Source organism: Rhodococcus sp. IEGM 1379 (assembly GCF_030056815.1).
In the GTDB taxonomy this organism is placed as follows: domain Bacteria; phylum Actinomycetota; class Actinomycetes; order Mycobacteriales; family Mycobacteriaceae; genus Rhodococcus_F.
Window position 1 is genome coordinate 1 of sequence record NZ_JASHKR010000071.1, and the last position, 22,024, is coordinate 22,024.

25 protein-coding genes and 1 pseudogene are annotated in these 22,024 nt (G+C 61.1%); 11 read left to right on the forward strand and 15 right to left on the reverse strand.

Features of this window, described 5'->3' with window-relative positions:
• The first annotated feature begins 21 nt into the window (after window positions 1-21).
• A complete protein-coding gene (locus QM600_RS23860) occupies window positions 22-531 on the forward strand; it encodes a phage holin family protein (protein ID WP_243622121.1) in 510 nt (169 codons plus the stop codon).
• A 10-nt stretch (window positions 532-541) separates the two neighbouring features.
• Window positions 542-1,474, forward strand: coding sequence for an alpha/beta fold hydrolase (locus tag QM600_RS23865; protein WP_283264061.1), 933 nt, complete (start codon window positions 542-544; stop codon window positions 1,472-1,474).
• Here QM600_RS23865 and QM600_RS23870 read toward each other — a convergent pair whose 3' ends face one another.
• From QM600_RS23870 to nth, 4 genes are read right to left on the reverse strand one after another with little or no spacing between them, the layout of a single operon-like run.
• Window positions 1,475-2,668 (reverse strand): MarP family serine protease, encoded by a 1,194-nt coding sequence (locus tag QM600_RS23870; RefSeq protein WP_283264062.1) that lies wholly within the window; start codon window positions 2,666-2,668, stop codon window positions 1,475-1,477.
• Complete coding sequence (locus QM600_RS23875; protein WP_283264064.1) at window positions 2,665-3,384, reverse strand: NUDIX hydrolase; 720 nt, start codon at window positions 3,382-3,384, stop codon at window positions 2,665-2,667. The genes QM600_RS23870 and QM600_RS23875 overlap by 4 nt, the downstream gene beginning before the upstream one ends.
• Entirely contained in the window at window positions 3,381-4,034 is a 654-nt protein-coding gene (locus QM600_RS23880; protein WP_283264066.1) for a TlpA family protein disulfide reductase, read from the reverse strand. The genes QM600_RS23875 and QM600_RS23880 overlap by 4 nt, the downstream gene beginning before the upstream one ends.
• A gap of 6 nt (window positions 4,035-4,040) precedes the next feature.
• Window positions 4,041-4,826, reverse strand: a complete 786-nt coding sequence (nth, locus tag QM600_RS23885) for an endonuclease III (RefSeq protein ID WP_502943089.1) — start codon at window positions 4,824-4,826, stop codon at window positions 4,041-4,043.
• Window positions 4,827-4,906: 80 nt separating this feature from the next.
• Between nth and QM600_RS23890 the strand changes: the two genes are divergently transcribed.
• From QM600_RS23890 to QM600_RS23910, 6 genes and pseudogenes are all read left to right on the forward strand, one after another.
• A complete protein-coding gene (locus tag QM600_RS23890) occupies window positions 4,907-5,170 on the forward strand; it encodes a hypothetical protein (RefSeq protein ID WP_283264068.1) in 264 nt (87 codons plus the stop codon).
• Between the two features lie 231 nt (window positions 5,171-5,401).
• Window positions 5,402-6,076: a Crp/Fnr family transcriptional regulator gene (locus tag QM600_RS23895; protein WP_094270921.1), complete on the forward strand. Its 675-nt coding sequence runs from the start codon at window positions 5,402-5,404 to the stop codon at window positions 6,074-6,076.
• A gap of 74 nt (window positions 6,077-6,150) precedes the next feature.
• Window positions 6,151-6,621 carry a nuclear transport factor 2 family protein gene (locus tag QM600_RS23900; RefSeq protein WP_283264069.1) on the forward strand — a complete coding sequence of 157 codons (471 nt, stop codon included), beginning with the start codon at window positions 6,151-6,153 and terminating at the stop codon, window positions 6,619-6,621.
• Window positions 6,622-6,636: 15 nt separating this feature from the next.
• Window positions 6,637-6,768, forward strand: a pseudogene (locus tag QM600_RS29705) (TetR/AcrR family transcriptional regulator); the annotation flags it as partial.
• A gap of 183 nt (window positions 6,769-6,951) precedes the next feature.
• On the forward strand, window positions 6,952-8,235 hold the full coding sequence (locus QM600_RS23905; RefSeq protein ID WP_283264070.1) for a carboxylesterase family protein: 1,284 nt from the start codon (window positions 6,952-6,954) through the stop codon (window positions 8,233-8,235).
• A 51-nt stretch (window positions 8,236-8,286) separates the two neighbouring features.
• Entirely contained in the window at window positions 8,287-9,213 is a 927-nt protein-coding gene (locus tag QM600_RS23910) for a LysR substrate-binding domain-containing protein (RefSeq protein ID WP_283264071.1), read from the forward strand.
• A gap of 48 nt (window positions 9,214-9,261) precedes the next feature.
• Here the strand turns inward: QM600_RS23910 and QM600_RS23915 are convergent, their stop codons facing one another.
• The 9 genes from QM600_RS23915 to sp36 all read right to left on the reverse strand — a co-directional run bounded on the left by QM600_RS23915 (window position 9,262) and on the right by sp36 (window position 16,570).
• Complete coding sequence (locus QM600_RS23915; RefSeq protein WP_283264072.1) at window positions 9,262-10,608, reverse strand: MFS transporter; 1,347 nt, start codon at window positions 10,606-10,608, stop codon at window positions 9,262-9,264.
• Between the two features lie 142 nt (window positions 10,609-10,750).
• Window positions 10,751-11,764, reverse strand: a complete 1,014-nt coding sequence (locus QM600_RS23920; protein ID WP_283264073.1) for an amidohydrolase family protein — start codon at window positions 11,762-11,764, stop codon at window positions 10,751-10,753.
• A 3-nt stretch (window positions 11,765-11,767) separates the two neighbouring features.
• Window positions 11,768-12,289, reverse strand: a complete 522-nt coding sequence (locus QM600_RS23925; protein ID WP_283264088.1) for a 3-hydroxyanthranilate 3,4-dioxygenase — start codon at window positions 12,287-12,289, stop codon at window positions 11,768-11,770.
• A complete protein-coding gene (locus QM600_RS23930; protein WP_283264090.1) occupies window positions 12,286-12,738 on the reverse strand; it encodes a RidA family protein in 453 nt (150 codons plus the stop codon). Before QM600_RS23930 ends, QM600_RS23925 begins: the two co-directional genes overlap by 4 nt.
• On the reverse strand, window positions 12,735-13,508 hold the full coding sequence (locus QM600_RS23935; protein ID WP_283264092.1) for a 2-keto-4-pentenoate hydratase: 774 nt from the start codon (window positions 13,506-13,508) through the stop codon (window positions 12,735-12,737). Before QM600_RS23935 ends, QM600_RS23930 begins: the two co-directional genes overlap by 4 nt.
• Window positions 13,509-13,569: 61 nt before the next feature.
• Window positions 13,570-15,045: a 2-hydroxymuconic semialdehyde dehydrogenase gene (locus tag QM600_RS23940; protein WP_283264093.1), complete on the reverse strand. Its 1,476-nt coding sequence runs from the start codon at window positions 15,043-15,045 to the stop codon at window positions 13,570-13,572.
• A gap of 99 nt (window positions 15,046-15,144) precedes the next feature.
• Window positions 15,145-15,930, reverse strand: coding sequence for an MBL fold metallo-hydrolase (locus tag QM600_RS23945; protein ID WP_283264095.1), 786 nt, complete (start codon window positions 15,928-15,930; stop codon window positions 15,145-15,147).
• A complete protein-coding gene (locus QM600_RS23950; RefSeq protein WP_283264096.1) occupies window positions 15,930-16,400 on the reverse strand; it encodes a RidA family protein in 471 nt (156 codons plus the stop codon). The genes QM600_RS23945 and QM600_RS23950 overlap by 1 nt, the downstream gene beginning before the upstream one ends.
• Before the next feature lie 5 nt (window positions 16,401-16,405).
• Window positions 16,406-16,570, reverse strand: a complete 165-nt coding sequence (sp36, locus tag QM600_RS23955; protein ID WP_094270908.1) for a Sp36 family protein — start codon at window positions 16,568-16,570, stop codon at window positions 16,406-16,408.
• A 53-nt stretch (window positions 16,571-16,623) separates the two neighbouring features.
• On the opposite strand from sp36, the gene bagA reads away from it, so the two are divergent.
• The gene (bagA, locus tag QM600_RS23960) at window positions 16,624-17,640 is read left to right on the forward strand and encodes an ATPase BagA (protein WP_283264097.1); all 1,017 of its coding nucleotides are present in this window, start codon (window positions 16,624-16,626) and stop codon (window positions 17,638-17,640) included.
• A complete protein-coding gene (bagB, locus tag QM600_RS23965) occupies window positions 17,637-18,857 on the forward strand; it encodes an ATPase BagB (RefSeq protein WP_283264098.1) in 1,221 nt (406 codons plus the stop codon). Before bagA ends, bagB begins: the two co-directional genes overlap by 4 nt.
• 1 nt (window position 18,858) lies before the next feature.
• Here the strand turns inward: bagB and QM600_RS23970 are convergent, their stop codons facing one another.
• Window positions 18,859-19,182, reverse strand: coding sequence for a WhiB family transcriptional regulator (locus QM600_RS23970; RefSeq protein WP_094274717.1), 324 nt, complete (start codon window positions 19,180-19,182; stop codon window positions 18,859-18,861).
• 293 nt (window positions 19,183-19,475) lie between these two features.
• Here QM600_RS23970 and QM600_RS23975 point away from each other — a divergent pair, with 293 nt between their 5' ends.
• Window positions 19,476-21,800 carry a penicillin-binding protein gene (locus QM600_RS23975; RefSeq protein ID WP_283264100.1) on the forward strand — a complete coding sequence of 775 codons (2,325 nt, stop codon included), beginning with the start codon at window positions 19,476-19,478 and terminating at the stop codon, window positions 21,798-21,800.
• 69 nt (window positions 21,801-21,869) lie between these two features.
• Here QM600_RS23975 and QM600_RS23980 read toward each other — a convergent pair.
• A partial coding sequence (locus tag QM600_RS23980) for a GatB/YqeY domain-containing protein (RefSeq protein ID WP_283264102.1) occupies window positions 21,870-22,024 on the reverse strand: 155 nt, incomplete at its 5' end.

Here is a 22,024-nt window from a genome sequence, read left to right on the forward strand (position 1 = left end):
ACTACCTGGAGAGGTCGACAAGTGAGCTTGACCAACGGAGAGAGCCAGCGCTTCAACGGAGACGGAGTGCCGAACACGGTGTCCTCCATTCCACTGACCGATGTGGACGCCCGCACGCCGAGCGAAGCCAGCATCGGCGCCCTTGTCAGGGATGCGACGGCTCAGGTCTCGACATTGGTGCGAGCAGAAGTCGAGCTCGCCAAGGCCGAGGTCACCGGCGAGGTCAAGAAGGGCCTGCAGGGCAGTGTCTTCTTCATCCTGGCATTCACGGTTCTGCTGTTCAGTTCCTTCTTCTTCTTTTTCTTCCTGGCAGAGCTGCTCAGCCAGTGGCTCGATCGTTGGGCTGCATTCTTGATCGTGTTCCTGATCATGGTGCTGACGACCGCACTGCTCGGGTTGCTGGGCTACATGCGCGTACGGAAACTCCGGGCTCCGGAGAAGACGATCGAATCGCTCAGGGCCGCCAAGAGTGTCCTTCCCGGTAGCCACGACGACGTCAAGCCGTCGGTCGAATTCAACGCACGTAGGTAACGAAACCGCTGTGTCAGCCCCAGATCCATCCACCGTCAGATTCGACGGCCCCTGGATTCACCGGGATATTCACGCCAACGGCATCCGGTTCCACGTCGTCGAAGTCGGCGACGCCGATCCGGATGCCCCCTTGGTGGTGCTCCTACACGGATTCGCCGACTTCTGGTGGTCCTGGCGCCATCAACTGACTGCGCTGTCGGCGCAGGGCTTCCGAGTGGTCGCCTTGGATCTACGTGGATACGGCGACTCCGACAAACCACCCCGCGGCTACGACGGCTGGACGCTGGCCGGGGATGTCGCGGGGCTTATCCGGGCTATGGGATACGGCAAGGCCACGCTGATCGGTCACGCCGACGGCGGACTGGTGTGCTGGGCGACAGCCATCCTGCATGCACGGTTAGTGCGCTCGATCGCGTTGATCTCCTCACCGCACCCCCTGGCACTCAAACAAGCCGTCATCCGCGACCGGTACCAGCGCAAAGCACTCGTACCGTCGTTCCTGACCTATCAGATTCCGTTCCGGCCGGAAAAGCACCTGACTGCCGACAACGGCGCTGAGGTGGAGCGACTGGTGCGTGCACGCTCGGGTCCGGCGTGGCCGGAGCAAGCGGAATTCGACGACGTCGTCACCAAATTACGTTCCGCGATCCAGATTCCAGGCGTCTCGCATTCGACGCTGGAATATCAGCGTTGGGCCTTCCGCAGCCAACTCCGCCATGAGGGTCGCAGATTCATGCGACTGATGGATCAGGTGCTCCGCATTCCGATTCTGCAGATTCACGGCGACCTGGATCCGTACGTGCTGACACGCACTGTTCGACGCAACAAGCGTTGGGCTCCAGAGGAACAGCTTCACGCAATCCCCGGAGTCGGCCATTACGCCCACTGGGAAGCCCCTCAGCGAGTCAACGACGCGCTGCGGGACTTCCTTACCGCCAACTAGCTATTGGAGAATGCAGGCGCCTGTGGGGACGGGCGTCGACGCACCGGTGGCCATCCCCAGTTGACGCGACACCTCGTTCGCGGTGAGGACAAAGCCGGTGTCACTGTCGTCGATAGCAGCACCGAACACGACACCCAGCACTTCTCCTTGGTCGTTGACCATGGGTCCACCGGAATTGCCCTGTCGGATCGATCCGCGAACGGTGTACACCTCACGCTTGGTGGTGCCGGCCTTGTAGATATCCGGTCCGTTCAGGTTCAGAACCTCACGTACTCGCGCTGCGCTGGCCGTGTAGGGACCGCCACCCGGGTAACCGAGCACCAGGGCGTTGTCCCCGGTCTGCGCGAGCTTCGAGGCGAACGGCAGAACCGGTACGTCGAGTCCGGGCACCGCAAGGATGGCGATGTCGACGGAGGAATCGAAGAGCACGACCTTTGCCGGCAACGGGCCGGTCAGGGTGTCGACGGTGATGCTTTCGGTACCGGCAACAACGTGAGCGTTGGTCATGACGCGCTCCGGCGCCACGACGAACCCGGATCCTTCGAGCGCGCGCTGACAACTCGGCGCAACACCGTTGATGCGCAGAACACTCGGCCGCAACTGCGCGGCCAGCGGGCTGGCTAGAACACTGGCGTCGGGAGGTTCAACCTCGGTGATGGGGGTGCGTCCGAACGGGCCGATCACGTCGGGCAGTCCTGACGTGTCGAGCAGGGCCGAGAACTCGGTCGGGATCTGTCGGAGCCACTGCGGCGCGAGGTCGTCGACACCGGCCAGGACGTTCGAACCGCGCACGGCGGCCGCCACGCTCGGCTGCGACGACGACGTCAACGGGATGGCCAGAAGCCACGCCGCGACCACTACGGCAACCGCTTGCAACCCGGCGCCGATCACACTGTCGACCGATCGCGCGACCGGACTGTGCATGCCGCTTCGTGCAGCTCTGCCCAGCACCATTCCCGATACCTCGCCGATGATCACCAGCACCACGATCAACGAGATGCCGGCCAGAATGCGTAGCTTGCCCTCGCTGACGTGCACCAGGATGTGAGGTGCAAGGAGGATGCCGGCAACAGCGCCCAGGATCACTCCGACAAACGCCAATGCCGACGCCACCGCGCCTTGACGCCATCCCGACGTGGCCGCGATGAGCGCCACCAGCACGATGGCGAGGTCTACCCACCGCGAACCGGTCATCGGGGCACCGCCGAATCTTCGATGTCTTCGCCGATCTCGGCGAGTGCCGTGTCCAGATCTCTCACGTCGTCGGTATCCCACGGAATTTCCCAGCCGGACACCGCGAACAGTGCGGCCAGGATGCCGGCAGTGAAACCCCAGACGAGCATGCCGTCGGCCAGGAACGCCGGGCCTTGATATCCGGCCTGATGGCGAACCTGGAAGCGGTTGTCAGGATCGAGGAGCGTGCGCAATGGCACCCGCGCCACCCGGCCGACCTCACCGGAGTCCTGAATGCCCACGGGCATCGGATTCTCCCAGTAGGCGATCACCGGAGTCACATCGAACCCGGACGGGGGAATGAAGATTTCGGGCAACACGGTCAGCGGGAGAACTCCGCTCGGATCGACGCCGGTTTCTTCCTGCGCCTCACGCAGGGCAGTGCCGACGGGACCGTCGTCACCACGATCAGCGGCGCCACCGGGAAACGCGACCTGGCCACTGTGCTGACGCATCGTCGACGCACGTTGAGTGAGCAGTACGTCCGCTCCCTCGGGCAGCCCACCGAGGCACAGCGGATCAGCCTCGCGAGGTCCACCGAAGAGAACCAGCACCGCAGCGGGACGTGTGTGTGAGCCTCGGGGCGCATGCCGGTTCAGAACGGGATTGAGACGGTGTGGATCGGTGGGTTCGGTGCTGGAAACTGCACGCAACCATTCGGGTACCTGTGCGTTCATACGACAACTCCCAAATACTGCGCCGTTGCGGCAGCGATCTCATCCGCACTGCGGAACGGTTGGGGCAACACCTTTGCGACGGTTCCGTCGGGGCGGATAAGTACCGAGACCGGCAGGACCGGGGGCGCACCGAGTGCGATCCGCACCTTCCCGTCGCCGTCCTGAACACCGGGCAGTCGAACGGAGTAGTCGATGAGTCGTGTCAATGCGTTCTCCTGATTCGGATCGGAATGCACCGTCAACACATTGACACTCTGCCCTGCACGATCCGCAAATTCCTGTAGGTGAGGCAGTTCTTCTGCGCATGGCGCGCACCAGTACGCCCAGAGGTTCACGAGCGTGGGTTTGCCGGCCACTGCGGCCGCGAGATCGACAGAACTGCCGTCGGCGATGCAGGCGAGGGTGATTCCGGTGAGCGCTGCTCCGGCCGGAGCGGGGGCAACCGGCGTCGGGCAAGCCGCCAACCCGGCCTGCTCTCGAAGTTGGCCGAGCGATTCCGAGGACGGGGTGAACGTGGGTGGACGGTAAGCCGAAGTCGACGAACCACTGGACACGTTCGGGGCGTCATCTCCCCCGCGTGGCCAGATCGCGACGACGAGCGCGGCAACCAGCGCAAGCGCAACGAGGGACCACCGAGCAGCACTGGACATCAGCGATCACATCCCGGCCAGAGCGAGCAGGTGCTCAGTCTCCGGCCCCTTGACCAGGGCGGCAGCTTCCGCTTTGTCGGTCGGCCCGAGCCCGTACGACGGGCAGTCCTTGGACAGCACACACACGCCACACGCTGGTTTCCGTGCATGGCAGACGCGTCGCCCGTGGAAGATGACGCGATGTGACAGCAGTGTCCATTCCTTACGTTCGACCAGCGCTCCGATGGCATGTTCGACTTTGACGGCATCTTCTTCGTCCGTCCACTTCCAACGGCGAACCAGGCGGCCGAAATGGGTGTCCACGGTAATTCCCGGGACGTCGAATGCGTTTCCCAGGACGACGTTGGCGGTCTTACGTCCGATCCCCGGCAGCGTCACCAGGTCTTTGAGCTTGTTCGGCACTTCGCCGTCGTAACGCTCGAGCAGTGCTTGGCCCAACCCGATCAACGACGTGGTCTTGTTCCGATAAAAGCCGGTGGACCGGATGTACTCCTCGAGTTCGAGTCGGTCGGCTTCGGCGTAGGCGCGAGCATCCGGATACCGGGCAAACAACGCGGGCGTCACCATGTTGACGCGAACATCCGTGCACTGTGCCGACAGGATGGTTGCCACTGCCAGCTCGAGAGGCGTCGTGAAATCGAGTTCGCAGTACACGTGCGGGAATGCCACCGCGAGCTGCCGGTTCATCCGACGTGCGCGACGTACCAACGCCAGATGGGATTCTTCACCACCAGTGCCGGTGGACCGCCGTCGCCGAGGTGGCTCTGAACGCTCGGTTGGGGTGGTCTGCACTCAGACAACTGTACGGATATGTCCCGACACGACATTTTGTCGTGTCGATTCCGAGATGTTGGCCGTGTTTACTTTCCGGTATGCAAGGACTCGCTGTGATCCTCTTCCCAGTGCTGTTGATGCTCTTCGCCTTGGCGATGGAGAGGGTCGAACGGCGACTGCGTCGACTCTCGGTTCGGGAAAATGAAGTGGCCGAGTTCCTGGATCAGGCCAGCCAGGACGACGTTGCAGCGCTGGCCAGCGACGGATTCCCGCACGCATTCGCACGGTTCCACCTCCAACGGAAAGGGCGGGGTAACAGCAGTCAGCTCGACAGTGGCCGGGATGATCGCCCCGGCCGCTGAGCTGATCGAGGGCGACACAAACTAGGCTGATCGAAGGCAATACAAACTAGCCAACTCTTCCGCTGTCAGGATAATTTTCGGCCCTTACGTGGCATCAATCACTCGTCCCGGTCGCTCGGGACGTAGACTTCGGTGCCGTACCTGTTGCATTGAGCACGGATTGTGCAGGTACAAAGGTAGGTAGTGAAATAAGCGACACCACAAACGAACAAATCCCAACAAGGAGCGCACGTGGACGACGTCCTGGCAAGAGCCGGCATCTTCCAAGGAGTCGAGCCCTCAGCGGTAGCGGCGCTGACCAAGCAGCTGCAGCCCGTCGACTTCCCCCGTGGACATGTCATCTTCAACGAGGGTGAACCAGGCGACCGCCTCTACATCATCGTGTCCGGCAAGGTGAAGATCGGTCGACGCTCACCCGACGGCCGCGAGAACCTGCTGACAATCATGGGCCCCTCCGACATGTTCGGCGAGCTGTCCATCTTCGACCCGGGTCCCCGCACCTCGACAGCCACCACCGTCACCGAGGTCCGTGCTGTGAGCATGGACCGTGACGCACTCAAGGCGTGGATCCAGCAGCGTCCCGAGATCGCAGAGCAGCTGCTCCGCGTTCTCGCTCGCCGCCTGCGTCGTACCAACAACTCGCTTGCCGACCTGATCTTCACGGACGTTCCCGGCCGTGTTGCCAAGGCTCTGTTGCAACTTGCACAGCGCTTCGGTACCCAGGAAGGCGGCGCACTACGCGTCACCCACGACCTCACTCAGGAAGAAATCGCCCAGCTGGTCGGTGCTTCCCGCGAGACGGTCAACAAGGCACTGGCCGACTTCGCACACCGCGGATGGCTGCGCCTCGAAGGCAAGAGCGTTCTGATCTCGGATTCCGAGCGTCTCGCGCGTCGCGCACGCTAGGTTTTCCCAGCTCGACATTTCGGCCGCTCCCGCATCTGCGGGGGCGGCCGAAGTCATTTCCGAGAGGACCCGCCATGACCGTCAGAGCGCCCATTCCCCCCTTCACCCACGAAACCGCCACCCAGAAGGTTCGCCTCGCCGAGGACGGCTGGAATTCACGCGATCCGCACAAGGTGTCCCTGGCGTACACGCCGGACAGTTGGTGGCGTAATCGGTCGACATTCGTCACGGGCCGCTCCGAGATCGTCGAGCTTCTCACCGAGAAGTGGAATCGTGAACTGGACTACCGCCTGATCAAAGGACTGTGGGCTTACGACGCCAACCGCATAGCGGTTCGATTCGCGTACGAGTGGCACGATCACGATGGACAGTGGTTTCGCTCTTACGGCAACGAAAACTGGGAGTTCGACACCGACGGCCTGATGCACCACCGCCACGCCAGCATCAACGACGTCTCCATTGCGGAATCCGAGCGAAAGTTCTTCTGGGACCTGACCGGGCCACGCCCCCAAGATCATCCGAGCCTGAGCGATTTGGGTCTGTGATGGGAGAATGCACTCATGGCCAGACAGGCAGCTGAACGCTCCGACGTAATCCCATCGCCGGCAGGCGTGTTCCGAACCTAGGGGTTCGATGGCGCCAGCTTGTCGGTCATCACCGAACACACCGGGTTGGGCAAAGGCAGTCTCTATTGTGGTGTCGCGCGCATTGGCCGACGAGGCCGTGTATTCCAGATTGGCGAAGCGCCTCGAACATCGACTATTGGAAGCTCTTTCGCAATAGTGCATATCGCCCGACCATAAAGGTATTTGTGTCGCTGTCACGCGATGGCATTCTCAAATCAGACAAAACGCAGATACAACGCTAGGGGATGCATGTCCGAGGTAATCGCCTCCACGACTTCGGGACAGTTCCGTGGAGTCCGACGCGAAAGTTCGTTGTACTTCGGCGGAATTCCGTATGCGCGTGCCGCCAGATTCCAGCGACCCGAACCGGCCGAGCCTCATATCGGAATTCGCGACGCCACCGCACCGGGAACGGTATTTCCGCAACCGCCCTCACGACTCGAACGTGTCATGGGGCCGCCTGTTCCGGAACCGGAGCAGAGCGAGGACAGTTTCACGGTCACGGTCACCACGCCATCGTTGACCGGGCGGCGTCCCGTGATGGTGTGGCTGCACGGGGGTGGATACTCCAGTGGCGGTGGCGCCCTACCCTGGTACGACGGCGACGCCCTGTCTACGGAAGGCGACGTCGTCGTGGTCTCGGTCAACTACCGAGTCGGCGTTCTCGGATATCTCCTCCTCGACGGAGTCAGCGAAGGCAATCTCGGAGTCCACGATCAGATCGCCGCGATCGAATGGATACGGACCAACATCGATGCCTTCGGCGGCGACCCTGATTCGATCACCCTGTTCGGCCAGTCTGCGGGCGCGCATTCGATAGTGAACCTGTTGAGCAGCAATGCCTCCCTCACCGGAATCCGCAGAGTCATATTGCACAGCAGTCCACGACTGGACATCAACTTTTCACACTCGACAGCAGTCCAGAACGGCAAAGCTTTTGCGCGGATACTCGGCAGCGATCCGAACACCGCTCCCCTCGCCGATGTGCTGGAGGCATTTCGTGGGACAGCGATCGAGTTCGGAAAGCGTTCAGGCAATGTGGTCCAACCACCGTTCGCTCCCGTCTCCGAAGTAGCGCCGCTCCCCGAGGAATCAGGCACCTTCACCGATGCGCCCGACGCCATCATCGGCTACACACACGACGAAGGATCGGCGTTTCTGCGCGTGGCACTCGACCCCTCGCGGGACGAAGAGGAAGCGTTGACGCAGAACATGTTTGCCGATACCGCTGTGGAATTGGCCGATACTTTTGCGACTGCCGGAGCCTCGGTGTACACGTATCGTTTCGATTGGACTCCCGGCGAGAACACTTTCGGCGCCACACACTGCATCGATCTCCCGTTCGTCCTGGGATCCCAAAAGTCTTGGCAGGGTTCACCAATGCTGGGCGACGCAGAGTGGTCGACTGTCGAAGAGCTGGGTCGCCAGATTCGACAGCTCTGGATTTCGTTTGCACATAACGGAAGTCCGGACGGCGGAAAATCATGGAAGACGTATACACCGGAGAATCCGATCGGAATCACCTTCGCCTGAGCAACTTCGAGTATCTGTCCGTCAGCGGTAATCCCAGCTAGGATTGCCGACATGGACATGCCCAAGCTCCTCGACGGGCGACTCAAACTCCGCCACCTCTTGCTGGTCGACGCATTGAGCCGTCAGGGCAGCGTGGTCGGTGCCGCCGCTGCACTTCACATCACGCAGCCTGTGGCAACTCGCAGCCTGCACGACATCGAGTCAATTCTCGGCGTCTCACTATTCGATCGCGGGCCACGCGGCATAACTCCGACGATTTTCGGCGAGGCCTTCACGGCTCACGCTCGAGCTGTCATCGCGCAACTCACCGAAGCCGGCCGGCATGTGGTGGAACTTGCGGACGCAAACCGTGGAACCGTCATCGTGGGAACACACCTCGCAGGATCAAACGTGTTGTTGCCCGGCGCCATTGCACGCCTGAAGGTCCATCACCCGCTGCTCACTGTGATCGTCCGAGAGAGCACCCCCGAACAACTGCTCACAGATCTCGAGGCCGGCCGAATCGACCTGATTGTCGGCCGGCTCACCTCACCGACCGACGGCACCGCGATACGGCGCAATCTCTACGCAGAATCAGTCGAACTTGTTACCCGCGTTGATCACCCGCTGACAGAACGCGAAGACATACAACTCGAAGACCTTCGTAACTTTCCCTGGATCCTGCCAGGCGTCGAGACCGTCCTCCGCCGCGAACTGGAAGAGTTCTTCGTCCGCAATGGCCTCCCGATGCCCGAGAACCGCGTCGAAGCAACATCATTCCTCACAGTTCGACAACTGCTGATCGAGACCGACATGATTGCCGTACTTCCGAGCCTGATTCCCCGCGACGACGCTCGTCTGACCACGCTTCCGATCACTCTCGATCCGATCGGCCATAGTGTAGGTGTCACGACTTCTGCCACCAGAACATCGAGTCCGTCCGCAGAAGCACTGATCGTCACGTTGGGCGCCTTCGCCAAAGAACTCATGCATCCATAAAAAGGCCCGCCCCCATCCCCGGGAGCGGGCCTTCGATCATGTAGTCCCTCAAGCGTTCTCGGACACACGAACCTCATCGTGCTGTAGCCCGCGCGATGAATCCGGCACCACCCGGAACAACGCGATCGCGCCGGCCAGACTGATAGAGCACATCGCCACCAGGTACCAGGTCACTCCGACCGAGGACCCCGTGGCGTCGAGCAGTGCCGTTGCGATCATCGGAGCCAACCCGCCACCCAGAATCGCACCGCTCTGCAGAATCAGCGACGAACCGGAGTATCGCACCTTCGCCGGGAAGGTGTCCGCGATGATGGCACCCTGGACACAGTGCGTCACCGGGATGATCAGGCCCATCCCGAGGAAGGCGACAACGGCGACAACTTTGTTCTCGGTGTTCAGAAGGGGGAAGAAGACGATGCACCACAACAGGATTGCGGCCGATCCCCCGATGAACATATGCCGGCGACCGTACTTGTCAGCCACTTTTGTCCAGATCGGAATCGAAACGAACCACACCACTGCCGCTGCAGTGACACTGAGAACCAGGAACTGCTTGTCGTAGCCCAGATGCTGGGTTCCGTATGCAAGGGTGAACACCATGAAGGCGTAAGCCACCGCCGAGTTGGCAACGCAGGCCGCCAATGTCAGCGAGAGCCGGGGAAAACCAACCTTGAGTGCCTCACGCAGCGGGAAGCGAACAATCTCGTTCTTTTCCATAATTCCCGCGAACGACGGGGATTCGGTAACTCGTAAGCGGATCACCAGTCCGATCGCAACCAGAACGAAGCTGAGCAGGAACGGAATACGCCATCCCCACGAAGCGAAGGCCGAATCCGACATCATTGCGCTGATGCTGAGGAAAAGTCCGTTGGCGAGAACAAGTCCGGCGGGGGTACCCATTTGCGGGAAGCCTGCATACAGGTTCTTCTGACCGGCCGGCGCATGTTCCATCGACATCAGTGTCGCCCCGGCACCTTCACCGCCCAGTCCGATACCCTGGATGACTCGCATCAAGACCAACAGCACGGGGGCCCAGAACCCGATGGAATCGTAGTTCGGGATCAGGCCGATCAAAGTGGAGCCGACGCCCATCATCACCAACGAGACGACGAGCGTCGCCTTGCGGCCGATACGGTCACCGAAGTGTCCGAACACGAGGCCACCCACCGGTCGAGCGATGAATCCGACAGCAAATGTGCTGAATGCAGCCAAAGTTCCCGCGGTGGGACTCAGGCTCGGGAAAAACTGCTTGTTGAAGATCAGCGCTGCGGCTGTTCCGTAGAGAAAGAAGTCGTACCATTCGAGAGTTGTGCCGGCGAGGGTTGCCAGGGCAACTCTGCTGCGGGCAGCTTTCTCCGGCAACGGCTTTCCGTCACTGGTTACGCTTTGGGTCATCGCGGATACCTATCGATTGGATGGGTGGCAGGCGGATGATGGAATCTCCTGTCGCCGACCATGGTTCACGAGCGTCGTCGATCGTTGTTGTTGAATTGTGCGCGCCCGAGACATGACTCACAAATGCCGAATCTCTCGTCAGCTATACCGAAACGGGCATACCCGACAGCCCGAGGAACCGTTCGGCATTCCCCCGCGAAATTAGCTGTCGTGCAGCATCATCCAAGAACTCACTCTTACGGACGACATTTCCGACAGGTCGTTCACCCAGCGGATACGGGTAATCACTTCCCACCATCACACGGTCCACCCCTACCGTGTCCACCAGCAATCTCAGCGCACGCTCGTCGAAGACGACGGAATCCACGTAGAACCTGCCCAGATAGTGCGAGGGCGGATACTCCGACGTTCCGATGATGTCGTTGCGACCGTGCCAGGCGTTCTCCATCCGGCCGAGCCAGAATGCGAAAGATCCACCGCCGTGTGCAAATCCGATCTTCAGTCGATCATCGATCTTATCGAAGACGCCCCCGAGGATCAGTGCGAGTATCGACAAATGAGTCTCGGCCGGCATCGCCGTGAGCCACTGGGCCATCCAACGATCAAGACGCGGCGAGTTGGCCATATCCCACGGATGCACGAAGACCGGTACATCCAGCGAAGCACAATGCTGCAGGAACGTCACGACCCCCTCACTGTCGAGATCGAGATCGCCGACGTGATTGCCGATCTCGACTCCGCGGTGCCCGTTCGCAATGCAACGCTCGAGTTCGCGACAGGCGGCATCGGTATCTTGCAACGGAACCTGGCAGAACGGAATAAGCCGGTCCTTCGCAGGTTCCACGATCTCGAGCGCAAGATCGTTGAAGATCCTCGAAATTCTGGCCGCCTGCTCACCGGTGCGGCCGTAATTGAAGAATGCGGGTGTCGGCGAGACAACTTGCGTATGCACCCCGTCTGCGTCCATATCGCGAAGGCGCACCTCGGCGTCCCATGCATCAGACTGGACGCGTCGGAACTCCTTGGTACCCATCATGATCATGGCTTCGGTCTCCGACTCCACTTTCATCCACGGAGCGTCCGGACCCGCATCCGCCGAGAGATCCGGCCACCCTTTGGGCACGTAGTGGGTATGAACGTCGATCATGTCGCTCATCTGTCAGCCCTTGCCTGGATGCAGCGTGCCGCAGTTTTCACAGGTCCGCGCTTCTTCGCTCTCGTAGAATGTGACGAAGACCGGTGGGAGGTCGGCGACGATGTCGCGCACCTGTAGTTCCACCTCGTAAATCTTGTGATCACATTCCAGGCAGTACCACTGAAACTTTTCCAGCGTTCCCTCGACGCGGACCCGCTCGATGACCAGGCCGATCGAACCGGCAGTCGGCCGCTGCGGGGAATGCGGGAGATTTCCTGGCAGTAGCCAAGTTTCACCTTCCCGTATGTCGACCCGCTGGGGTCCGTCTTCCGTCATCACATTGACGTGAATGTCACCTTCGAGCTGGTAGAACCACTCCTCGTACGGATCGAGGTGATAGTCGGTGCGCTGATTGGGGCCACCGACTACCTGCACGATGAAGTCGTCTCCCAGCGCCATCGTCTGGTTGTTGACGGGCGGCTGCAGCAGATGCCGGTTGTCATCGATCCACTTCTTGAAGTCGATGACGGGAGGAATGATGGTCATGGTGCGGTCTCCGTATTCGCTGGTGCCGGCCGTCTGTCGGCGGGAACGTATGCCACGCCGGAAATTTCGATGAGCAGATGTGGATGTGGCAGTTGATGAACAGCCACAGTGGTTCTTGTCGGACCGTCCTCGTCGAACAGTTCGGCGTACACCTCGTTGTATCCGCCGAAGTCGTTCATGGACACCAGATATGACGTGACCTGAACCAGATCGCCCAGTTCGCCGCCCACCTCGGCGAGAATGGCCCGGATGTTCTCGATGACCGCGCGCGTCTGCGCGCGGATATCAAGAGAGGTGGTGCCCATCTCGTCGACCTCGACACCGACAAACGTGTTGTCCGGCCTTCGCGAACTGGTACCCGATACGTAGACAAAATCTCCGACGACCTTGACGTGTGGGAACTTTCCGCGCGGCTTTGCCAGCTTCTCGATAACCTGCGCCCCACTCATCGAGCGACTCCGTTCACCGAAACCGTACCCAGACCCTCGATCGCACACTCTGCGACTCCCTCATCGAGTCGCAATGCTGCCGTGGCGGCTCCGGCCAGAATCACCTGTCCTGCGCGCAACGGAATCTTTCGTCGACGGGCAATGTCCAGCAAGGCGTGGAGCGCGAGCGCCGGATCTCCGAGGATCGCAGACGTCGAACCGACAACCTCCTCGCTACCGACCTTCATACGGACAACTCGATCCGACACATCCTGCAGCGACTGCCACGGCCCGATCACATATCCGGCGGCACTCGTGTTGTCTGCGACGACGTCCGTGTAGGTAAATCGGAAATCGCGGTATCGCGAGTCGATGATCTCCATAGCCGAAGCAACCGCGTCGACGCAGGACTCGATGTCCACACTCGGATCATCGAGGTCGACGTCTTTCGACAGTCGGTACGCCACTTCAGGTTCGATCTTGGGATGGATGAAGGACGACAGGTCCACGTCGCCGCCGTCGTCCACACACATCGCGTCGGTCAGCTGACCGACGATGACCTCGGAGACACCCATCTGCGCCATCTTGGCCTTGCTGGTGAATCCGAGTTTGATGCCGACCACTGATTCACCGCGGCCGATGCGACGTTCGAGGAGGGCGCCTTGAATCTTGTACGCATCGTCGATGTCGATGGTGTGATCGTCTGCGAGACTCGGGGTGTCGGTGCAACGTGTCTGAGCATCATCGAGACGTCGCGCAAGGGCGTCGATCCTGGTGTCCGGGGTAGTCATCACGCCTCATTGATTTGTTGGGACCGAAGCAGTCGGGTCGGAGTACTGCACCGTTGAATACTCACAGTTGCACACACACATTCGTAGGTTCGGTGTAGAAGTGGAGCGAGGATTCTCCGCCCTCACGGCCGATACCGGAGAGACCCGATCCGCCGAACGGAGACCGGAGCTCACGGGTGAACCACGTATTGACCCAGGAGATTCCGACGTTCATCTTCTGCGCAACGCGATGTCCACGACGCAGATCGTTGGTCCACACGGATGCGGCCAGTCCGTATTCCGTGTCATTGGCCAAGGCGATAGCCTCTGCCTCGGTATCGAATGGAATGAGCGCGGCAACAGGCCCGAAGATCTCCTCCCGCACGGCGCGATCCTTGTTGGTGAGGCCAGTCCACAATGTGGGCTCGATCCAGGATCCACCGACCAGCGCTTCGCCGAGGTCCGGAATACCGCCACCGGTGAGAACTTTCGCTCCCTCTTGCTGCGCGATCTCGAAGTAGCTGAGAACCTTCTTACGATGAGCCTGGGAGATCAGCGGACCGGTTGTGGTCGCGTCGAGCGCCGGATCGCCGAGACGCAGTTCCTGCGCGCGCTCGACGAGCCCGCTGGCAATGTCGTCGAAAATGTTGCGATGCACATAAACCCGCTCGGTACACAAGCAGACCTGCCCGGTGTTGGTGAACACCGATTTGGTGAGGCCGGTCAGCGCTTCGTCGATATCGACGTCGTCGAACACGATTGCGGCGTTCTTGCCACCCAGTTCGAAGGAGACCGGGAGAACCCGTGGCGCAACTGTTTTCATGACGTGAGATCCCGTTGCCGATGATCCGGTGAAGGTGACACCGTCGATACCGGGATGTGTGGTGAGGAACTCTCCGGCCGAGTTGGCACCGAAGCCGTGAACGACGTTGTACACGCCGGCCGGCAAGCCCACCTCTTCGAGTACTTCGGCGAGAAGGGACGCGGTTGCCGGAGTCTCTTCGGACGGCTTGACCACCACGGAGTTTCCACAGGCGAGAGCCGGTGCAACTTTCCACGTCAAGAGAAGCAGCGGCAGGTTCCACGGCACGATGACAGCAACCACGCCGAGAGGCTTACGGATTGCATAATTCAGTGCCTGCTTGCCTCCGGCCAGGTCCGTGATAAACGATTCCTGCCCGGCCGCAGCCACGATGTCGGCGAATGCCCGAAAGTTCGATACGGCGCGAGCGACGTCCAGAGACCGAGCCTGTGTGATCGGCTTCCCGGTATCTGCCATCTCAGCAGCAACAAATTCCTCGAACCGTTCCTCGATCCGGTCGGCCGCACGGCGCAGCAGTGCCGTGCGCTCCCCCACCGGCGTATCCGCCCAGCCGTTGTCCAAGGCCCGCCTGGCCGAGGTCACAGCCCGATCAACCAGCGCGTGGTCGGCCTCGTGGACCCGGGCGAGAACGCGGCCCGTTGCCGGGTCTACCTGCTCAAAGCTCGATGACTCGTCCGGTTCGACATACGCGCCATCCACGTAGTTGCGGATCCATCCGTCGCAGTGTGTGGTCATAGACCAACTATCGACCTGCATCCCATGTCGAACAAATGCAAAAACTGCCGCCAGCCATGCCTGAATTCGCATAGCTGGCGGCAGGACTACTGCAAAGATTCAGCGGCGCAAATACGCCAACTGCACATTCACGGATTTCTCGGCAACCGGCCAGAGCTTGGGGTCGACGTCCGAGTAGACGTGTTCGACAATATCTCTGACAGACGCCGAATCACCGAGTGTCACCAACGCCGCCCGCACCTGATCGAGTCGTTCTTCACGGTGAGCAAGATACTTCTGCGAAATCTCTTGCAGATCAGGCAGTTCCGGACCATGTCCGGGCAATACCGTTCGCCCGTCACCGAGTTCGATGAGTGCGCGCAGCGAGGTGAGGTAGTCTCCCAGATCGCCGTCGGAATCGTCGAGAACCGCTGTGCCGCGGCCGAGGATGGTATCGCCGGTAAGCACGCTGCCATCGTTTTCGATCACGATCGATACGGAATCGGCAGTATGGCCGGGAGTTGCGACGATCCGCAATCTCAGCCCGGCAACCTCGATGACTTCACCGTCGACAAGCGTCGTACCGCTACCGCGCAGAAACTCGGGGTCCACGGAACGGACTGGAGCCGACGTCAATTCGTGAAAACGGCCCACCCCGGCGGTGTGATCGAAATGCCGGTGCGTGATCAAAGTCAGTACAACACGACCGGTTCCGGCCACTCGTTGCAGATGTTCTTCGTCGTTGTCACCGGGATCGACGACAACACATTCGGAATTGCCCGGGAACTGCAAAATCCATGTGTTGGTGCCGTCGAGCGTCATCATGCCCGGATTGTTCTCGAGCATGACCGACGCAATATCGGTGACGGCGCGAAGCTGCGCGTAGGCGGGGTGAACCGTTGTCATCAGCGAACTTCGACGATCAGTTCCACCTCGACGGCTGCGCCGAGGGGAAGTTCTGCAACACCGACAGCGGAGCGTGCATGAATGCCGGCGTCGCCGAAGACCTCGACGAGGAATTCCGAAGCACCGTTGATCACGACGGGCTGACCGGTGAATCCTTCAGCCGAAGCGACAAATCCGACAACCTTGACGACGCGGGCGACATTGTCGATTCCCACCAGTGCGTCGATCGCAGCAAGCGCGTTGAGGGCGCAGACACGCGCAGCAGCCTTCGCATCGGCGTCCGACACGCCCGCACCGAGTTTTCCTGTCAGCGACAATTTTCCGTCTACGAACGGCAACTGGCCGGACGTGAAGACATGATTACCGGTACGAACGGCCGGTACGTACGCCGCAACCGGCGCCGCAACTGCGGGAAGCTCGATTCCGAGCTCGGCCAGACGCGCTGACCAGGTCTGTGTGGTCTCACTCATGTACTTCAGCCCTTCGGACGCTTGAGGTACGCAACGTGCTGTTCGCCCGACGCGCTCGGCAGTACGGTAACCAGTTCCCATCCGTCGACGCCCCAGTTATCGAGGATGGCCTTCGGATTGTGGACCAGAAGCGGGGTAACGGTGTATTCCCAGGAAGTCGTTTCACTCATGCGGTGAGCCTATCCCGCGCACAAATTCGGTCCCAGACTTATAGGCTCGCGGTGTGGTTGCATCCCAAGATGAGCTGAGCAAGACCTGGCCTGAGTCTGCATCGAAGGCCCGCTTGCATTTTGTGTCGGGCAAAGGCGGAACCGGTAAGTCGACGGTAGCTGCCGCGTTGGCGCTCGCGTTGGCCGAAGGCGGTCGACGCGTGTTGCTGGTGGAAGTGGAGGGTCGCCAGGGCATTGCGCAGCTCTTCGACGTGCCACCACTGCCGCCTCAGGAAACCAAGGTCGCTGCCGCCGAGGGCGGTGGCGTCGTAATGGCCCTGGCCGTGGATATCGAGACCGCTTTTCTCGAATACCTCGAGATGTTCTACAACCTTGGTTTCGCAGGACGCGCGATGCGTAGGTTCGGGGCCATCGAGTTCGCCACCACCATCGCTCCGGGCCTACGGGACGTGCTGCTCACCGGCAAGATCAAGGAGTGCGTGATCCGCACCGACCGGACCGGCAAGCGGGTGTACGACGCCGTCGTCGTCGACGCTCCTCCGACGGGTCGGATCGGCAGTTTCCTCGATGTCACGAAGGCCATGGCCGACCTGGCAAAGGGCGGACCGGTGCATTCGCAGAGCGAGGGCGTTGTGCGGTTGCTGCATTCGCCCGAGACCGTGGTGCATCTGGTTGCCTTGCTCGAGGCTCTACCGGTGCAGGAAACCGCAGATGCCGCGGCGGAACTGGCTCGCGCCGATCTCAATCTCGGGGCCATCATCGTCAACCGAACGAGCCCCAAGTTCTTGCCCGAAGGCACCCTTGCCGAGGCTGCGACCGGAAACCTCGATGCGGACGCAATCCGGTCGACGCTCTCCGCTGTCGGCCTGGATCTGTCCGACGACGACTTCGCCGGCCTGCTGACGGAAACGATCGAGCATGCCTCGGTACTGGAGGCTCAGGAAGCCAGTGCGGAGAAACTGCGTGAGATCGACGGTGCGCGTATGCAATTGCCCGCACTTGCCGACGGAGTCGATCTGGGCGGGTTGTACGAGTTGGCCGAGTACCTCATGGAACAGGGTGTCCGATGACCGAAACTTCTGACAATGTCGCCGATTCCCCCGAGAATGTCGCCGATGCCCCGGAGAATGTCACGGTCGGCAGTGCCCGTACCGGCCGTCGTAGTGCCCCGGTGCTCGACATTTCCGCGATCATCAACGATCCGACGGCACGAATCGTGGTGTGCTGCGGCGCGGGCGGCGTCGGGAAGACCACGACGGCAGCATCGTTGGCGCTGCGGGCAGCCGAACAGGGTCGACGCGTCGTAGTCCTCACGATCGATCCGGCGAGGCGTCTGGCGCAGGCGCTCGGTGTCGAGGAACTCGGCAACACGCCGCAACCGGTGAAGCTCGGACCGGAGGCCACCGGCGAGTTGCACGCGATGATGCTGAACATGCGTCGCACTTTCGACGAGATGGTGATCGAGCATTCCAGCCCGGAAAAGGCCGAGCAGATCCTGGCAAACCCCTTTTACCAAACCGTTGCCACATCGTTCTCCGGAACGCAGGAGTACATGGCGATGGAGAAGTTGGGGCAGCTTGCATCGGACGACAAATGGGATCTCGTTATCGTCGATACACCTCCGTCGCGGAATGCACTGGACTTCCTCGATGCTCCGCAGCGACTCGGTACGTTCCTCGACGGACGCATGATCCGCCTTCTTTCCGCGCCCGGGCGCGGCCTGACCAGGCTGGTAGCGGGTGCCATGGGATTGGCGCTCAAAGGCGTGTCGACGATTGTGGGCAGCGCAATGCTTTCCGACGCGTCGGCGTTCGTTCAGTCGCTCGATTCGATGTTCGGGGGTTTCCGAGAGCGCGCCACCAAGACTTACGAACTCCTTCGCCAGCCCGGCACCCATTTCCTGGTGATCGCTGCTGCGGAACCCGATGCATTGCGGGAAGCTGCATTCTTTGTCGATCGACTGGCTGGTGATTCGATGCCGTTGGCGGGGTTGGTGTTGAACAGAACGCACCCGACCCTGACTGCTCTACCTGCAGATCATGCGGTGACGGCTGCAGACAAGCTCGAGGCCGAGGTAAATCCGACCGACGCGGAGGCATTGACGGCGGCGGTCTTGCGTATCCACGCTCATCGCGCGGTTATTGCAAAGCGCGAGGTGGGGTTGCTCAGCCGATTCACTGCAGCCCATCCCCGGGTTCCGCTTATCGGTGTGCCGTCGTTGCCGTTCGAGGTTTCCGACCTCGAAGCCCTGCGCGCTGTTGGTGATCAGCTCACCCGCAAGGGTTAGTTCAGACTGCGGAATGCTGCTGACGCTGGCCTTCGAAGAATTCGGACCAGGAATCGACGTCGGGGTGCTGTTTGAGGAGAGCGCGTCGCTGACGCTCCGTCATGCCGCCCCAGACCCCGAATTCGACGCGATTGTCGAGAGCATCGGCGCCGCACTGCATAAGGACCGGGCAATGCCGACAGATAGTTGCTGCCTTGCGCTGCGCAGCACCACGGACAAATAGCTGATCGGGGTCTACCTCGCGGCAGCGTGCCTGGGTTACCCAGGCAATGCGAGCCTCTGCTTGCTCGACGTCCAAACGGCTACTCGGGGTGGCTGTGTACATTCTGGTCCCCTTTACAAAAGTCTGACCGTCGCCGTGGGGCGAGCAGCGCAACATCTCGGACTTCGCGAGTATCACGACGAAAGCTGAGACACATTCGTGATCGAGTGTTATGTCGATCACATCGTTCACACAATTTAGGTAAAGAACCGCCTACATGCAAGACGGTCAGCCGCATTTTTTGGTACGGCAGTACAAACCGGGTGTTCAGGACGTTTTGTGCATCAAAAAATTTCTAGAACCGTGTCCACTAGGTGGGCACACGTACTCTGTAGATCGTGTCGATTGCAAAAACAGTGGCGAAGCTCGCCGGAAGCTCCGCGTTGGCCGGGATACTCGTTGCCGGGGTGATGTTCCCCGTGGCCGGTGGACTCGGGTTCGCGTCCAACAGAGCCGCAGATACCGTCGACAACGTCTCGGCGGAGTTGGTCGAAGGTACGGTTCCCGCGGTCTCGACGATGGTCGATTCAGCCGGCACCCCCATTGCCTGGCTGTACGACCAACGACGGTTCGAAGTCCCGAGCGACAAGATCTCCAACAACATGAAGTTGGCGATCGTCTCCATCGAGGACCGGCGATTCCCCGACCACAAGGGAGTCGACTGGCAGGGAACCATGCGCGCGTTCCTGACCAACACCACCTCCGGTGAAGTTCAGCAGGGCGCGTCGACGCTCGATCAGCAGTACGTGAAGAACTACCAACTGTTGGTCGTCGCAAAAACCGATGCCGAACGCCGCGCCGCGATCGAAACGACTCCGGCTCGAAAGATCCGTGAAATTCGTATGGCCCTCACCCTGGACAAGGAACTCACGAAAGACGAGATCCTGACCCGATATCTGAACCTGGTGCCGTTCGGCAACGGTTCCTTCGGCATCCAGGATGCTGCGCAGACGTACTTCGGAGTCAATGCCGCAGATCTGACCGTCCCGCAAGCCGCGATGCTCGCCGGCATGGTTCAGTCCAGTTCGGCCTTGAACCCGTACACGAACGTCGCGGGCGTCACCGAGCGTCGCAACACTGTGCTCGACACGATGATCACCAACATTCCCGATCGAGCCGACGACTTCCGGGCGGCCAAATCAGAGCCGTTGGGTGTCCTCGAGACCCCGAACAGCTTGCCTCGCGGATGCATCGCAGCCGGCGACCGCGGATTCTTCTGCGATTACGCACTCAAGTACCTCTCGGACGCAGGCATCAGCCGCGACCAGATCAACGAGGGCGGCTACCTCATCAAGACCACTCTCGACCCGACGGTTCAGGCGACCACGAAAGCCGGTCTCAACGCGAACGCGAAGGCCGACCTCGACGGCATCGCCAATGTCATGAGCGTGATCCGCCCGGGCCAGGATTCACACAAGGTTCTCGCGATGGCCAGCAGCCGAACCTACGGTCTCGACGCCGATGCCAGTGAAACTGTTCAGGCTCAGCCGTATTCACTCTCCGGCGACGGCGCGGGTTCGGTATTCAAGGTCTTCACCACCGCGGCAGCGATGGAGAAGGGCCTCGGCATCGACGCCACCCTCGACGTTCCCCGACGATTCGACGCCAAGGGATTCGGTAGTGGCGGTGCGGCCGGATGCCCTGTGTCCACGTATTGCGTCGAGAACGTCGGCAACTACCCAGCGAAGCTGTCCGTGTCGGATGCTCTTGCGCAGTCCCCCAACACCGCATTCGTGAAGCTCATCGTGGATACGGGTGTGACACCGACCGTCGACATGGCCGTGCGTCTGGGTATGCGCTCGTACGCGGAGCCCAACACGTCCGGGTTCGACGAACGCAGCATGGCCGACTTCCAGAAGGACCAGAATCTCGGTTCGTTCACACTCGGCCCCACGTGGATCAATCCACTTGAATTGTCCAATGTCGCGGCAACTTTGGCGTCGCACGGCAAGTGGTGCCCGCCCAGTCCGATCGACTCCGTCGTCGACCGCAGCGGCAAGCCGATCACGGTCACCGAGCAGGGCTGCGAGCAGGTAGTCGAGCCCGGCCTGGCCGATACTCTCGCCAATGCGCTGAGCCGTGACGACGTCGGCGCCGGTACTTCGGCGGGTGCTGCGAGCAGCGCCGGCTGGAACCTGCCGATGTCCGGCAAGACCGGTACGACCGAGACGCACAAGTCGTCGGCATTCCTCGGATTCACCAACAACCTTGCAGCAGCCGTCTATATCTTCGGAGACTCCCCGACACCGGGCGAAATCTGCTCGAGCCCGCTACGTCCCTGTCGCAGCGGCAACCTGTACGGCGGTACTGAACCTGCGCGAAGTTGGTTTGCGGCAATGATGCCGGTGGCAAACAACTTCGGCCCGACGGCCTTGCCGCCGATCGATCCGAAGTACGTACGCGGATCTCAGAACGGTCAGGTCCCCGAGGTTGTCGGACTGAGCCAGTCTGCAGCAACGTCCCGACTGCAGGAATCAGGCTTCACCGTCAACCCGGTAACAACCGCGTCCAATGCGCAAACCGGCACGGTAACCGGCGCATCCCCGTCGGGTTCGGCAGTACCCGGCTCCACGATCACGATCTACATCAGTGACGGATCGGTGCGAGCGCCGGCCCCGAATGCTCCGGCCCCGAATGCTCCGGCGCCCGAGTCGCCACCGGCAGCGACACCACCTCGCTAGTCGCACCTGACAAGAACGGCCGCTTTCCTCACAAGGAGGAAAGCGGCCGTTCTCGATTGCAAGTGATGTTTACAGACGCGACTTCACGGCAGAAGAGATACGTGCGCCGTCCGCCTTGCCCTTGGCCAAAGCGTTGGCCGCCTTGATGACCTGGCCCATCTGACGCATTCCCGGACGCTCACCGAGTTCCTCGGATACCTGAGCCATCGCGGTATCGACGACGT